This window comes from Pseudoalteromonas sp. HF66, assembly GCF_011806445.1.
GTDB classification, from domain to species: Bacteria; Pseudomonadota; Gammaproteobacteria; order Enterobacterales; family Alteromonadaceae; genus Pseudoalteromonas; species Pseudoalteromonas apostichopi.
Genome location: NZ_JAATOU010000002.1, coordinates 190,853 through 204,270, shown reverse-complemented (window position 1 = coordinate 204,270; position 13,418 = coordinate 190,853). Strand labels below are relative to the sequence as shown.

Annotated in this window: 17 protein-coding genes; 13 read left to right on the top strand and 4 right to left on the bottom strand. The window is 38.8% G+C overall.

Annotated elements, in window-relative coordinates:
• Window positions 1–15 precede the first annotated feature (15 nt).
• Entirely contained in the window at window positions 16–948 is a 933-nt protein-coding gene (locus HCZ11_RS03765; RefSeq protein ID WP_167657697.1) for a substrate-binding domain-containing protein, read from the bottom strand.
• A gap of 155 nt (window positions 949–1,103) precedes the next feature.
• Window positions 1,104–2,501, bottom strand: coding sequence for an asparagine--tRNA ligase (asnS, locus tag HCZ11_RS03760; protein ID WP_130051533.1), 1,398 nt, complete (start codon window positions 2,499–2,501; stop codon window positions 1,104–1,106).
• Window positions 2,502–2,772: 271 nt separating this feature from the next.
• Between asnS and HCZ11_RS03755 the strand changes: the two genes are divergently transcribed.
• Window positions 2,773–3,207: an AAA family ATPase gene (locus HCZ11_RS03755; RefSeq protein ID WP_130051532.1), complete on the top strand. Its 435-nt coding sequence runs from the start codon at window positions 2,773–2,775 to the stop codon at window positions 3,205–3,207.
• Between the two features lie 43 nt (window positions 3,208–3,250).
• On the opposite strand, the gene bioA is transcribed toward HCZ11_RS03755, so the two are convergent.
• A complete protein-coding gene (gene bioA, locus HCZ11_RS03750; RefSeq protein WP_167657696.1) occupies window positions 3,251–4,543 on the bottom strand; it encodes an adenosylmethionine--8-amino-7-oxononanoate transaminase in 1,293 nt (430 codons plus the stop codon).
• A 97-nt stretch (window positions 4,544–4,640) separates the two neighbouring features.
• Here bioA and bioB point away from each other — a divergent pair, with 97 nt between their 5' ends.
• From bioB to htpX, 5 genes are all read left to right on the top strand, one after another.
• Window positions 4,641–5,681, top strand: a complete 1,041-nt coding sequence (gene bioB, locus HCZ11_RS03745) for a biotin synthase BioB (protein ID WP_054553903.1) — start codon at window positions 4,641–4,643, stop codon at window positions 5,679–5,681.
• A 7-nt stretch (window positions 5,682–5,688) separates the two neighbouring features.
• A complete protein-coding gene (locus HCZ11_RS03740) occupies window positions 5,689–6,822 on the top strand; it encodes an 8-amino-7-oxononanoate synthase (RefSeq protein ID WP_167657695.1) in 1,134 nt (377 codons plus the stop codon).
• The gene (locus HCZ11_RS03735; RefSeq protein WP_130051529.1) at window positions 6,819–7,607 is read left to right on the top strand and encodes a methyltransferase domain-containing protein; all 789 of its coding nucleotides are present in this window, start codon (window positions 6,819–6,821) and stop codon (window positions 7,605–7,607) included. The genes HCZ11_RS03740 and HCZ11_RS03735 overlap by 4 nt, the downstream gene beginning before the upstream one ends.
• Window positions 7,608–7,620: 13 nt before the next feature.
• Window positions 7,621–8,304 (top strand): dethiobiotin synthase, encoded by a 684-nt coding sequence (gene bioD / locus HCZ11_RS03730; protein ID WP_167657694.1) that lies wholly within the window; start codon window positions 7,621–7,623, stop codon window positions 8,302–8,304.
• A 174-nt stretch (window positions 8,305–8,478) separates the two neighbouring features.
• Window positions 8,479–9,339 (top strand): protease HtpX, encoded by an 861-nt coding sequence (gene htpX, locus HCZ11_RS03725; RefSeq protein WP_167657693.1) that lies wholly within the window; start codon window positions 8,479–8,481, stop codon window positions 9,337–9,339.
• Between the two features lie 38 nt (window positions 9,340–9,377).
• Here htpX and HCZ11_RS03720 read toward each other — a convergent pair whose 3' ends face one another.
• Entirely contained in the window at window positions 9,378–9,581 is a 204-nt protein-coding gene (locus HCZ11_RS03720) for a hypothetical protein (protein ID WP_054561447.1), read from the bottom strand.
• A gap of 80 nt (window positions 9,582–9,661) precedes the next feature.
• On the opposite strand from HCZ11_RS03720, the gene HCZ11_RS03715 reads away from it, so the two are divergent.
• The 7 genes from HCZ11_RS03715 to HCZ11_RS03685 all read left to right on the top strand — a co-directional run bounded on the left by HCZ11_RS03715 (window position 9,662) and on the right by HCZ11_RS03685 (window position 13,416).
• Entirely contained in the window at window positions 9,662–10,141 is a 480-nt protein-coding gene (locus HCZ11_RS03715) for a GNAT family N-acetyltransferase (protein ID WP_167657692.1), read from the top strand.
• An 81-nt stretch (window positions 10,142–10,222) separates the two neighbouring features.
• Entirely contained in the window at window positions 10,223–10,654 is a 432-nt protein-coding gene (locus HCZ11_RS03710) for a DUF3859 domain-containing protein (RefSeq protein WP_167657691.1), read from the top strand.
• Between the two features lie 20 nt (window positions 10,655–10,674).
• Window positions 10,675–11,085 (top strand): GFA family protein, encoded by a 411-nt coding sequence (locus tag HCZ11_RS03705; RefSeq protein WP_167657690.1) that lies wholly within the window; start codon window positions 10,675–10,677, stop codon window positions 11,083–11,085.
• Window positions 11,086–11,090: 5 nt separating this feature from the next.
• Window positions 11,091–11,402: an antibiotic biosynthesis monooxygenase gene (locus HCZ11_RS03700; protein WP_175580369.1), complete on the top strand. Its 312-nt coding sequence runs from the start codon at window positions 11,091–11,093 to the stop codon at window positions 11,400–11,402.
• Window positions 11,403–11,686: 284 nt separating this feature from the next.
• Window positions 11,687–12,046 (top strand): group 1 truncated hemoglobin, encoded by a 360-nt coding sequence (locus HCZ11_RS03695; RefSeq protein ID WP_063529751.1) that lies wholly within the window; start codon window positions 11,687–11,689, stop codon window positions 12,044–12,046.
• Window positions 12,037–12,921, top strand: coding sequence for a GGDEF domain-containing protein (locus HCZ11_RS03690; RefSeq protein ID WP_167657689.1), 885 nt, complete (start codon window positions 12,037–12,039; stop codon window positions 12,919–12,921). Before HCZ11_RS03695 ends, HCZ11_RS03690 begins: the two co-directional genes overlap by 10 nt.
• Window positions 12,922–12,987: 66 nt before the next feature.
• Window positions 12,988–13,416, top strand: a complete 429-nt coding sequence (locus HCZ11_RS03685) for a hypothetical protein (RefSeq protein WP_167657688.1) — start codon at window positions 12,988–12,990, stop codon at window positions 13,414–13,416.
• Window positions 13,417–13,418 lie beyond the last annotated feature (2 nt).

The window sequence follows — 13,418 nt, the reverse complement described above, 5'->3', positions numbered from 1 at the left end:
TATTATATCTTCAGATTACTGTTTTACCGGAAGGTAACCAAACTCAAGCAGCTTCTGTTGTATCTTGTGTGATTTAACAATTACATCGAGCCTATTACCAATCTTTTTTGAGCGTGGTGATTGTGTATTAACAATAAGCACAAGAGGCCTAACAAAGGCATAATCGCCATTTTGAATTGATTCGACTGAAGGGCTAACACCATCAATCTGTAGTAAAGCAACCTTATTAATGCGTCTGTCATTTTCTAATTTACTGATAGCACCATATGAATCATAGGCAATGGCATTTGGTATACGTTGCACTATACCCAGTGCTTGATTGAACTGATCGTAAAGCTCAACTTTCTTATCTGAAAATAAACCTCTGTTACCCGCTATTTTTAGGCGTATAAAGTTACTGCCAGGTTCTTGGATATAATCTAAATTTAGATATTCTAAAAATACATCAAAGCTGCCATGGTTAGTGCCTTTACTAAAAAGCAGGATCTCATCATTTTTTGCACTAAGCTCAGGTGTATAAGGTGAAACCTCAGACCACGCCTTTAGTTTACCTTGGTAGATATCGCTTAGCTTTTTAGTGGTAAGTTCAGTGATGTTTAAGTTTTTATTTACAAAAAATGCGATTGCATCTTGGGCTATGATAATTTGCCGCAAAAAAGGCCAGCGTTGTTGTTCTTCTTTTGATAAATAACGGGAGCTGGTGCCGATATCGATAACATTTTCGGCAATGGCTTTAATGCCTTTATCACTGCCCATCGGTCTAATTTGTATGCTATTGCCAAACTCTTGGCTTAAGTCATCTTTTATATCGACTAATAATTCTGTCACTGTGGTTGAGCCTGCAATAAAAATTGGTTTCGAATTAATATTTTCTTCAATTGCATACGCACTATGTGCAGAGATAAGGGTTGTAGATAGCAAAAGGGCTTTCATAGAGCGAAATAGCATAGTAGACACAAACTCCTTAATAGTTAGCTTCTTATCAATATAGGCAATATGTCTGGCTTTGCTAATTCTTTAGACTGTAATTTTTTAAAATTTTTAATGATTTACACACAAAAAAGCCGCTCGAAAGCGGCTTTTAAATAATCTAGCGTTACTTATTAGTAAGTCGCGCTGCCTTTTGTACGAGGGAAGGCGATAACGTCACGAACGTTGCCCATACCTGTTACATAAGCAACTAAGCGCTCAAAACCTAAACCAAAACCAGAGTGTGGAACAGTACCGTATTTACGCAGATCACGGTACCAGCTGTAGTCTTCTTTATCTAAGCCCATTTCTTCTAAACGTTTGTCTAGTACATCTAGGCGCTCCTCGCGTTGAGAGCCGCCGATGATTTCACCGATACCCGGCGCAACGACATCCATCGCTGCCACTGTTTTGCCGTCTTCGTTTTGACGCATGTAGAACGCTTTTATATCACGCGGGTAATTTTTGATAACTACTGGTGCGTTAAAGTGTTCTTCAGCAAGGTAACGCTCGTGCTCAGATTGTAAATCTACACCCCATTCAACAGCGAACTCGAACTTCTTGCCGCATGCTTTTAAGATTTCGATAGCATCAGTGTAATCGACTTGAGCGAAATCTTTTGTAACGAACTCTTCTAAACGAGAGATAGCTGTTTTCTCTACACGTTGTGCAAAGAATTCCATGTCATCACGACGTTCAGTTAATACTGCATTGAAAACATATTTCAGCATGTCTTCAGCAAGTTTTGCGATATCTTCTAAATCTGCGAACGCAACTTCAGGTTCAACCATCCAAAACTCTGCTAAGTGACGCGATGTGTTTGAGTTCTCAGCACGGAAAGTAGGGCCAAAGGTATAGATTTTTGACATTGCAGATGCGTATGTCTCACCATTTAACTGACCAGATACAGTTAAGAACGCTTCTTTACCGAAGAAATCTTCGCTGTAATCGATGTCACCTTTATCTGTGCGTGGCAAGTTTTGCATATCTAAAGTAGATACACGGAACATTTCACCTGCACCTTCACAGTCACTTGCAGTGATAATAGGCGTGCTGATCCAGTAGAAACCTTGTTCGTGATAAAAACGGTGAATCGCTTGTGCTAAACAGTTACGTACACGAGTTACTGCGCCCATAATGTTAGTACGAGGGCGAAGGTGCGCATGTTCACGTAAATACTCAATGCTGTGACGTTTAGCTGACATAGGGTAAGTATCTGGGTTCTCAACCCAACCTAATACTTCAACAGAGTTAGCCTGAATCTCGAAAGACTGACCTTGGCCTGCTGAAGGAACAAGGATACCGGTTACTGAGACTGAACAACCAGCAGTTAAACGTGTGACTTCATCATAATTATTGAGTGAATTAGGTACTACCGCTTGAATAGGATCAAAACACGAACCGTCATGAACGGCTAAAAATGAAATTCCTGCTTTTGAATCGCGGCGTGTACGGATCCAGCCTTTTACTGTTACTTGGCTGTCTACCGCAACCTTGCCTTTTAATAGCTCTGAAATCGCTAAATGGCTCATCTTCACTCCAATGATATAAGTTGCCTAATATTATAATGCTGTGCATTGCACTTGAATCGACTATCTTACCTTCGTAAATCAAATAAAAAAACTATTCAGGCGTACTCTTTAGTAGTTTTTCTTCAATTGGATAAAATAGCAGCAATATTTTGCGTAAAATTTGCGTTTATTTAAATTCTCGCTGCGCTAATTGGTTATTTTGTGGCATTATTAACAATTCTCAACAGGATAACTGTCCTTTAGTCTTTAATTAATTTGTATAACAGGTGCTATGAAACAAGTTTTTATTCTTCGCGGCTTACCAGGTTCAGGTAAATCATATTATGCACAAAGCCTTGCTGATGAGTTGGTAGCAGGTAATGAAAGTGACTATGTAGTGTGCGCAACAGATGATTATTTTTACAATAGCGAAGGTGTATATCAATTTGATAAGTACAAGCTACCTGAATATCATAATCTAAACCTTGCGCGCTTTATTAATGCTTTAGCAGAAGAAATTCCGCTAGTGATTGTTGATAACACCAATATCAAAAAGTGGGAATTTATCGCTTACGCACAAGCTGCCACTGCATTGGGTTATCAAGTAAAAGAAGTCATCGTTGGTGAAATTAAAGATAAATCATTGCAGCATCTTTACGCCAAGCGCTGTGAACATAAAGTACCGCTTCGAATGATCAGTAAAATGGCATATATGTTTGAATGGTAAAGTTTAAAGGAAAAGGAAGCAGCAGCTTCCTTTTTTAATGTCTTCAATACGCTTGTTGTTCAATGGCTGCAAAAATAGCATCACATAATTTCGTTAGGCTTTGTTCATTGCTTATATATGGCGGCATTAAATAAATTAACTTGCCAAATGGGCGGATCCAAACACCTTGCTCTATAAAAAAGCGTTGAATTTTAGCTACATCAACATTTTGATTAAGCTCTACAACACCAATAGCGCCTAATGTGCGCACATCAACGACTGCATCGAGTTGCTTACATTTAGTAAGTTGGGATGTTAGCACGTCATTTATGTGTTCAATTTGTTCTTGCCAAGGTTGCTCTAGTAGTAAATCAATACTCGCGCAGGCTGTGGCACAGGCAAGCGGGTTACCCATAAACGTTGGGCCATGCATTAATACGCCGGCTTCACCTTCACTGATCCCAACAGCGACTTTGCTGGTGGTTAATGTTGCTGATAGCGTCATCATGCCACCTGTTAATGCTTTGCCAATACATAAAATATCTGGCTCGATATTGGCATGTTCAACAGCAAACAAGGTACCGGTGCGGCCAAACCCTGTGGCGATTTCATCACAAATAAGTAAAACATCATACTTATCGCAAAGAATGCGCAGGTGTTTTAAGTAATCAGGATGGTAAAAAATCATGCCTCCGGCATTTTGAACAATGGGTTCAATGATAAAAGCAGCCACATCTTGATGATGAGCTGCAAAATAGCTTTCAAGCGTATCCGCTTCAGCAGGGCTAAACTCTTCATTAAATTTAGAAATAGGAGCCGGCACAAAAACATGTTCAGGTAAAAACCCTGAATACATGCTGTGCATTGAATTTATTGGATCGCAAACGCTCATGGCTGCGAAGGTGTCGCCATGATAACCCTTTAGCGGCGTCATTAACTTTTGCTTGCTGGTGTATCCTTGGCTTAACCAGTATTGCAAAGCCATTTTGATTGCGACTTCAACACTCACAGAGCCACTATCGGCTAAGAACACTTTATCAAGTGAAGCAGGTGTCATACTTACCAACTTTTTACACAGCTCAACAGCGGGCTCATGAGTTAAGCCACCAAACATGACATGGCTCATTTTGCTAACTTGCTTGGTGATTGCCTCATTTAAAACAGGGTGGCAGTAACCATGAATTGCACTCCACCAAGAGGCCATACCATCTATTAGGCTTTCACCTGTTTCTAAGAAAATACGATTTGCATTTGCATGACTTACTGGATACACGGGAAGGGGTTGAGTCATAGAAGTATAAGGGTGCCAAATATGGTCACGATCAAAATCTAAATCTACCGGTTGTTTATTAATCATATGTAAACTTTATATCACCTCAATTCGTTGACAATGTTACGTCAAGTCGTAGACTAAGCCAATCAAACCGTCCTAATAATTTAAAAAAGAGACTATTATGGAGCACGCAGTTGTCCGTCACGATTGGACTCACCAAGAAGTAAAAGCATTATTCGAAATGCCATTCAATGATTTGTTATTTAAAGCGGCCAGTGTTCACCGTGAAAACTTCAACCCAAATGAAGTACAAATTTCTACTTTGTTATCGATTAAAACCGGTGCTTGCCCAGAAGATTGCAAATATTGTCCTCAGTCAGGTCATTATAAAACAGACCTAGACCGTGAGCGCCTTATGGAAGTAGAAAAAGTGGTTGAACAAGCGCGTGTTGCTAAAGAAAAAGGGGCAACACGTTTTTGTATGGGGGCTGCTTGGTCTGACCCTAAAGAGCGAGATATGCCATATATTTCAAAAATGGTAAAAGAAGTTAAAGAACTTGGGCTTGAGACTTGTATGACACTTGGCATGCTAGATAACGAAAAAGCTCATGCATTAAAAGACGCCGGTCTTGATTACTACAACCATAACCTTGATACATCGCCAGAGTATTATCAACAGATCATTACAACACGTACTTATCAAGACCGTTTAAATACCATTGATAATGTACGTGATGCCGGAATGAAAGTGTGTTCAGGTGGTATAGTCGGTATGGGAGAGCAGGCTGCTGATCGTTTTGGTTTATTAATGCAATTAGCAAACTTGCCGCAACAGCCAGAGAGTGTGCCAATTAACATGTTAGTTAAGGTGAAAGGCACACCTCTTGAAGATGTAGAAGACTTAGATCATTTTGAGTTCATTCGTACTATCGCAGTTGCACGTATTATGATGCCTAAAAGTTATGTTCGTTTATCAGCTGGCCGTACTGCGATGAATGAACAAATGCAATCTATGTGTTTCTTTGCTGGTGCTAATTCAATTTTCTACGGTGATAAGTTACTGACTACAGAAAACCCTGAAGCAGACGCTGATATGATGCTGATTAAAAAATTAGGTATGAACCCAGAAACCCGTGAAGATTATTCTGATGAAGCGGTTGCAGCATCGCTTTCTTCAAAAGTTGCCGATAAAGCAACATCAGAACTATTTTACGAAGCGTAACATTTAAATGGCTTTCGATTTTATTGCCGAGCATCTTGAAGAGCGTCAAGCAGATGCATTACTGAGACAGCGTCAACTTGTTGAGCAATCAAGCGGGCGTTTTATAAAAGTTGCTGGTAAACAATATTTAAATTTTGCCAGTAATGACTACCTTGGCTTTGCTGATGATTTTATCGAAATACAAGCGCAGCAACTAGGTAGCCACAGTTCTGCTCTAGTGAATGGCTATAATAAAGCGCAGCAACAGCTTGAACAGTGTTTATGCAAGCTATTAGGCTTTGAAAGCGCGATGTTATTTAATAGCGGATTTAGTGCTAATAGCAGCGTATTAAAAGCATTGTTTCAAGATAAAAGCGTGGCGCAATCATCGGCAATTTTTCAAGATAAGCTCAATCATGCCAGCTTAATTGATGGCGGCCTTCATTCTGCTGCTGCTATGGTGCGTTTTAATCATAACGACCTAAAGCATTTAGAATCTCGGCTACAAAAGTCAAAAGCAAAGCATAAACTCATTGTGAGTGAAGGGGTGTTTTCAATGGATGGTGATAAAGCCCCCATTGAAGAACTGTTTAAACTTGCTAAACAATACGATGCATGGCTCATGATTGACGACGCCCATGGCTTTGGCGTATTGGGTGAGCAAGGCTTAGGAAGTTGTGAGGTAATCAAGCCAGATTTATTAATTATCACCTTTGGAAAGGCACTTGCAAGTAGTGGTGCTTGCCTGCTTGCGTCAAAACAAATGGTTGATTACATGCTGCAGTATAATCGTGAATACATCTATTCAACAGCGATGTCACCATTGATGGCAAGTTGTACCCTTGAGCGACTTGAAAAGTTAATTAAGGCTGATGAGAAACGCTCTCAGCTTATAGAGAATATTGCCTACTTTAGAGTGCTTGCTAAAGAGCATAACTTAGCATTAATGGAATCAACAACGGCTATACAACCTTTGGTTCTAGGTGATGCAGAACATACACTTGCCGTTGCGAATAAGCTCAAAGAAAAAGGTGTATGGTTAACTGCTATTCGACCACCCACGGTACCTTATAATACGGCACGACTTAGGATCACCTTAAGTAGCGCGCATCAACCTGACGATATAAAACAGCTGGTTGATGCGCTAGTGGAGTGTTTATGATTGTTCAACTGCAAGCCGCTACAAATTGTCAAAGTAATAAGCTAACAACACAAACTAAGTTTTCTAGAGCCGCTGCAAATTATGCAAGTCATGCCAATGTTCAAAAACAAGCTGCTACACACTTATTTAAAATGATGGCAAATAAGCATCAGCAGGGTACTTGCCTTGACTTAGGGGCAGGGCCTTTAGTTAACACGGCAATGCTTAAAACACATTTTGATACTGTACTGGCAATGGACTTAAGTCATTCCATGCTAAGCACAGAGCAAAGCCCGCGTTGTTTAAAAGTGTGTGCTGATATGGATAACTTACCTTTACAACAAAATACACTTGATTGTGTATTTAGTAATTTTGCAATGCAATGGTCTGCTGATTTTAAAGAACTGCTTAAAAACCTTTTTTGTTCTTTAAAAATAGGCGGAAAAGTCTATTTAAGTTGCGTTGTAGATGGATCGCTTAAAGAGATTAAACAAGCATTTAGTTGTATAGATCAGCAAAGTCATATTAATCAATTCCATTGTGCTAATAAGGTTATTGAGTATGCAAAATCTGCGGGGTTTAAACTGAATTTTGCTGCCGATAGATGTTACATAGATACCTATAATTCACCCTTAGAAGCCCTGCGTTCGATTAAAGCTATTGGCGCTACATCACTACAAACTAAGCAAAAACGCCAAGGGTTATTAACGAGGCATGCCCTCAATAGTGTTTGTAAGGCATACCCTCTGGTTGATGGGCATGCTAGAGTGAGCTATCAAGTTGTCCTTTTAGAACTAGAAAAATAGAATTAATTAAATAATGAAAGAATTTTTTATCACTGGTACAGACACCGATGCTGGAAAAACCCATGTAACCAGTTTGTTGTTAAACTTGCTGGCGCAACATAAACAGCGTGCCGTTGGTTTTAAACCTATTGCTGCAGGTGCAGAAGAAGCATTTGGTCAGCTAGTTAACGATGATGCTTTAACTTTAATGGAAAGCTCATCGATTGGGGTTAAATATAACATTGTTAACCCCTTTACTTATGAGCCGCCCATTGCACCGCATATTGCCGCTGCTCAAGTAGGCGATAGACTCACATTTGACAAGCTCGATGCTGCTTATGCGAATGTAAAAGCACTCAATACTGATTATATTCTTACAGAAGGTGCTGGTGGCTGGTGTTTGCCTATCAACGAAACTGATTTGCTCTGTGATTGGGTTAAATCACAAGACCTTCATGTTATTTTAGTGGTTGGCTTGAAGCTAGGCTGCCTTAATCATGCTTTATTAACTGCTGCTCACTTTAAAGCACTTGGTGTCAATTGTGTGGGTTGGATTGCAAATCATGTAGATCCTAACATGCGTGAGCAAGACGCAAATTTAGAAACCTTAAAATCAACATTACCTTTCCCGCTTTTAGCGATTAGTCCTTATACAGAAGGCACTCCTAAGTTAAAAATTTACAAAACCTTACTTGAAATTTTATCTATCAACCCATAATAATTGAGTTGTTACTTTTGACATACTCTGTCACAATTGGTTGCAATTAGTTCCTTGCGACCAATTGCATACGTCTTAAACTAAGTCGGAAGTAAGCCCAGATAATTTTATTAACTAACGATTTTTAACCATGTCGTTAGTTAATACAATTGGTATGTTTATTCTGAGGTTTTTATGAAGCGTGTATTTTTGTTTCTACTGACTAACTTAGCGGTAATGCTAGTGTTAGGTATTGTGTTGTCTATTGTGATGAGCGTGCTGGGTATTAGCCATCGCAGTCTAGGCGGCATTTTAGTTATTTCAACCGTATTTGGTTTTGGTGGCTCGTTTATTTCGTTATTTATGTCGAAATGGATGGCAAAAAAATCAACCGGTGCACATGTTATTGAACAGCCACGTTCTGAAACAGAACAATGGTTAGTTTCGACGGTAGCGGCGCAAGCAAAAAAAGCAGGTATCGCGATGCCAGAAGTGGCTATTTACGATAGCCCTGAAATGAACGCATTTGCGACTGGCCCAAGCAAGAACAACTCACTGGTGGCTGTGAGCACCGGTTTATTACACAACATGAACCAAGATCAAGCTGAGGCTGTATTGGCTCATGAGGTATCACACATTGCAAATGGCGACATGGTAACGCTTACTCTTATTCAAGGTGTAGTGAATACCTTTGTTATCTTTATGGCGAAAGTATTAGCAGGTATTGTTGATAACTTCTTAAATAGTGATGAAGAAGAGGGCGGTAGTAGCTGGACTTACTTCTTGTTCGATATGATTTTCCAAATGCTATTTGGTGTTCTAGCAAGTGTGATTGTTGCTTACTATAGCCGTAAACGCGAGTTCTCTGCGGATGCCGGTGCAGCAAGACTTGTAGGTGCAGACAAAATGCGTAGTGCCCTTGAGCGCTTAAAACAAAACCACCCATCACAACTAGAAGGTTCAATGATGGCGTTTGGTATTGCAAGCGGTAAAGGTGTTGCCGAGTTATTCTCATCGCACCCACCACTTGATGAGCGTATTAACGCATTACGTTAATTGTAAAGACGAAAAAGCCAGCTTGATGCTGGCTTTTTTTATTGTTGGTTTTTCTCGCGCTCGAGTTGTTGTGGTAATAAAACCTCAACAATTTCACGGGCCGGTAAGGTATACCTTACACCATCGAACATCACTGAAGTGTGTTCATCAATACTAGTGATCCCTGTTAAAGTCCAGCCTTCGCCGCGTTCTTTACAGTAGACTGTGGTGGTAGGTTGGATTACTTTAAATTCTTCACTCATCGAACTTAATCTAATTGCTTGAAATTGCATTTATAGTAAGACAATAATGCCAGCTCATAAAGTAAAAAGAAGAAATTAACGTGTCAAACCACGATGACTTAGCCTTTGACTTACGTCCCATTCGTCATAAAGATTGTCAAGCGATTTGGGGTATTTTAAAAGATCCCCATGTTCAATCGTTTAATGATTACAGTAGTGACATAACGAAAGGTGACGTATATGACTTTATTCAAGGCGACATAGAACGTTTTTATAATCAACAAGGCATTCGTTTAGTTATTGTTTTAAGAAGTAGTGGGCAAGTTATTGGCAGTGTTGGCCTATTTAACATAATTAACGAGCAAGGTATGTTGGGATTTGAATTGTCATCGCAATTCTTTGGCAAGGGGATAATGCAAAAGGTATTAGAAATGCTATTTGACAAACTGACTACCTTTGTAGCGACTCCGCTTAACAGTGTGGTGGCTTTAGTTAATCCAAATAATAGTGCAAGTATTAAGCTGTTAAAAAAATGCGGCTTTCAAAATCATGAAGCTCACTGGATAAAGTATATTAACTAATTACTATAATATTACAATCTTGTTCTGCTAGTGTTGCTACTATAAAATGGCGTCTCATTTTAAAAAGGAGCGCTTGCAACGATGGCAAAAGCCAAACCAATTATCAGTATTGAAAGTTACGGCATTTACAGCCATTGGGATGCAAAAGAGAAAGACCTGCCTCAAATCACCGAGTTTACAACAGACGTTCCGGCACAGTTAGATATTGAATTTGGTTTTATTGTTAACATTAAAAAGGCTAAAGGACAAAAAATAAAGTTTTGCATTTACCATCCAGATATCCCAGATGAAGATGGCGAGATCATGCCACCATTTGAGGGCGAACAGTACGTTAAAACAAACGATTGGCAGTTTTACTTAGGTGATACTATATGGGCACCTGTTGATAATAAAGTTGGCATTTGGCGCATGACTATTGAATTAAATGGTCATATAATTGCCGATAAATCCTTTAACTTATTAAAGGAAGCCGAAGGTACAGCCACTGATTTTTGGAAGCATCGCGGCTATTAATCTTTAATCTGAGAGGGACTATGTATCAAGGAAGTTGTTTGTGCAGCAAAGTAAAAGTAACAATTGCTGGTGGTATAGACTCAATTATTCATTGTCATTGCTCTTTATGTCGTAAAAATTCAGGCACAGCCTACGCAACCAATGGCTTTATTCAACGAGATGGTTTTAACCTCACAGAGGGCAAGCAGCATCTGAGTGCCTTTGAATTTAAACCCGGTAGAATTCGTTATTTTTGTAGCTGCTGTGGATCACCAGTTTATAGTGAGAACAAAGATGACCCAAGTCGTTTACGTATTCGCTTAGGTTTGTTAGATAGCGATATAAACGAGCGTCCGATCAGCCATAACTTTGTAAGTTCTAAAGCAAACTGGGATACGTTTGACGCAGAAATACCATGCTATGATGGTTTTGAACCAAGTAGAGCGAAGTAATAGCCATGATTGCGAATACACCTAAACCGCCTTATTACGCCGTAATTTTTACGAATATCTTATCTGAGGATACCGCTGGGTATGAAGAAGTGGCCAATAGAATGGTTGAGCTTGCAGAGCAACAACCAGGGTATTTAGGCATGGAGTCTGTTCGTGATGGTTTGGGTATTACGGTATCGTATTGGCAAAGCTTAGATGCGATAAAAGCCTGGAAACAAAACATTGAGCACTTAAACGCCCAACAGCTCGGCAGAGACAAATGGTACAGCGCCTTTACAACGCGTATAGCTAAAGTAGAACGTGATTATTCATTGTGATAGTCATTAACCACAATAAGAACACATCATACAATTTTGGGGTTAATTTCAATCTCAGCATATCTTTGAATTTGAGATTTTTAATCAACAGATATGGTATATAAGAGGGGCTAATAATATTCACGTGCAACAAATGAGAATAATCCCATTATTTGCTTATTCAAAAAATGCAAAATCTCTTTTCCTTTCTATAATTTAAATATCAATAGCTTGCAGACTTTCTTGTCATCTTTTGTGGTGCCTTATTAGCTAGTTAAATGTTTATCGATAATACAGGACTCGGTGTGGAATCTTCTTTGTTTATCAAATACGGTGGTTTTTCTCGAATTTATACCGTCATAGAAAAGTTTTATGACAATATTTTGAAGTCAGAAACCCTTAATGCACATTTTAAAAATACCAATATGGAAAGGCTGATTCATCATCAAACAAGTTTTATCTCATCTTTAATGGGTGGACCTGATTACATCAGTGATGAACAGCTAGCACAAGCCCATAAAAATTTAGGTATTAATCTTAAAGATTGGCAAGAAATGATAAATATCTTGTCGCTTACATTTTCTGAACAAGGAATATCAGAAGACGACGCGAAGCAAGTCATAGCTAAGCTTGAAACAAAACGAGACTTTATCGTATGCCATTAGAACAAAACAACGCGGATTATTCTGTTTTAAATTATTTGCAGTTACCTGTCGTTGTTTTTTCGGCTAATGAACACAAGAAAGTATTTCAAAACAACTCATTTCAACTTGTTGCACAGCATTATCTAGATGCATCGAACAATCCAACTAACAGAGGCTTAGTACAATTAATTATTTCAAAATTATTAGAAAATGATACAGATAAGCTTGAAGTAGAAATTAATGATGCTTCATATCGTCATATTTTTAGGTTTACTGCAAATGCAGTCGGGGAGAACGTCATTGTTGAAGGTGAGGATATAACCGAACTTAAGAGAAACCAGTTTTTGTTTAACAGAACAAACTCATTGTTAGAAGACTACAGTAAGCAAATGTTTGAACTTGGCCATACTGACCAACTAACAAATGTGCCAAATAGGCGAGCCTTGTTTGCAAAATTCAGTCAATTACAATCAAAACATGAAGAATTTAGTTGTACTGTTTCACTTATCGATCTTGATCACTTTAAGCATTTTAATGATTCATTTGGCCATGATTTTGGCGACCAAGTATTAGTCACCTTTGCAAAGCATGTAAAAGATAGCATTGATGATACGTGTTATTTTGTAAGATTTGGCGGTGAAGAGTTTTGCCTTATCCAAATAAACAATAAAGACACGGTTTGTTTTGCCAATACCGAAAAACTACTACAAACAACAAATACCATAAAGCTTATGACACCTAATGATTCATATATAGGCATGTCGTTTAGCGCAGGTGTTTCTGTGTATGGTAAAGACGGCATCTCACTTGATGAGCTTTTAAATAATGCTGATAAAGCACTTTATTTAGCTAAAGAGAATGGCCGTTCGCGTGTAGTAAAGTTTGAAGGTGCTTAAAGCGCTAAATTTTTATTATTTATCTACTATATTGTGTTGGTTATTTGATGCTTGAGTGCAAAGATTATGAATAAATGGAAATTCCTTCGTATTGCTTTAATATCCTTCATTGCAGTCTCATCTCTATTTACTCCGCTTGAGCCGAAGGCTAACCCGGCTATCAATTTGAGTGCATTAGGTGTTATTTTTGTATTTACCTTTTTGGCTCTTTTATTTGTTGTTGGCATGCAAGTTGTTAATCCTCTATCAGCGAAGGTATGGCACAAGCCTGATTGGAATCGCAATCCATTCAGCTTGAAAGACCCAATTCAGTTCTTTCATCTTGCTGCGTATATAATGCTTGTTCAAGGCGCTGTTGTTTTATCTCGATTGCTTATCTCAAGTATTCCATTTTACTTAGAAAGCCTAGTCCCGCTCGTTATAGGCGCTGGGGTACTAATTGGAATCAAGCTTGCTATGCTTCTTTTTAGGATGAAGTATGCTGAGAACACCTAACA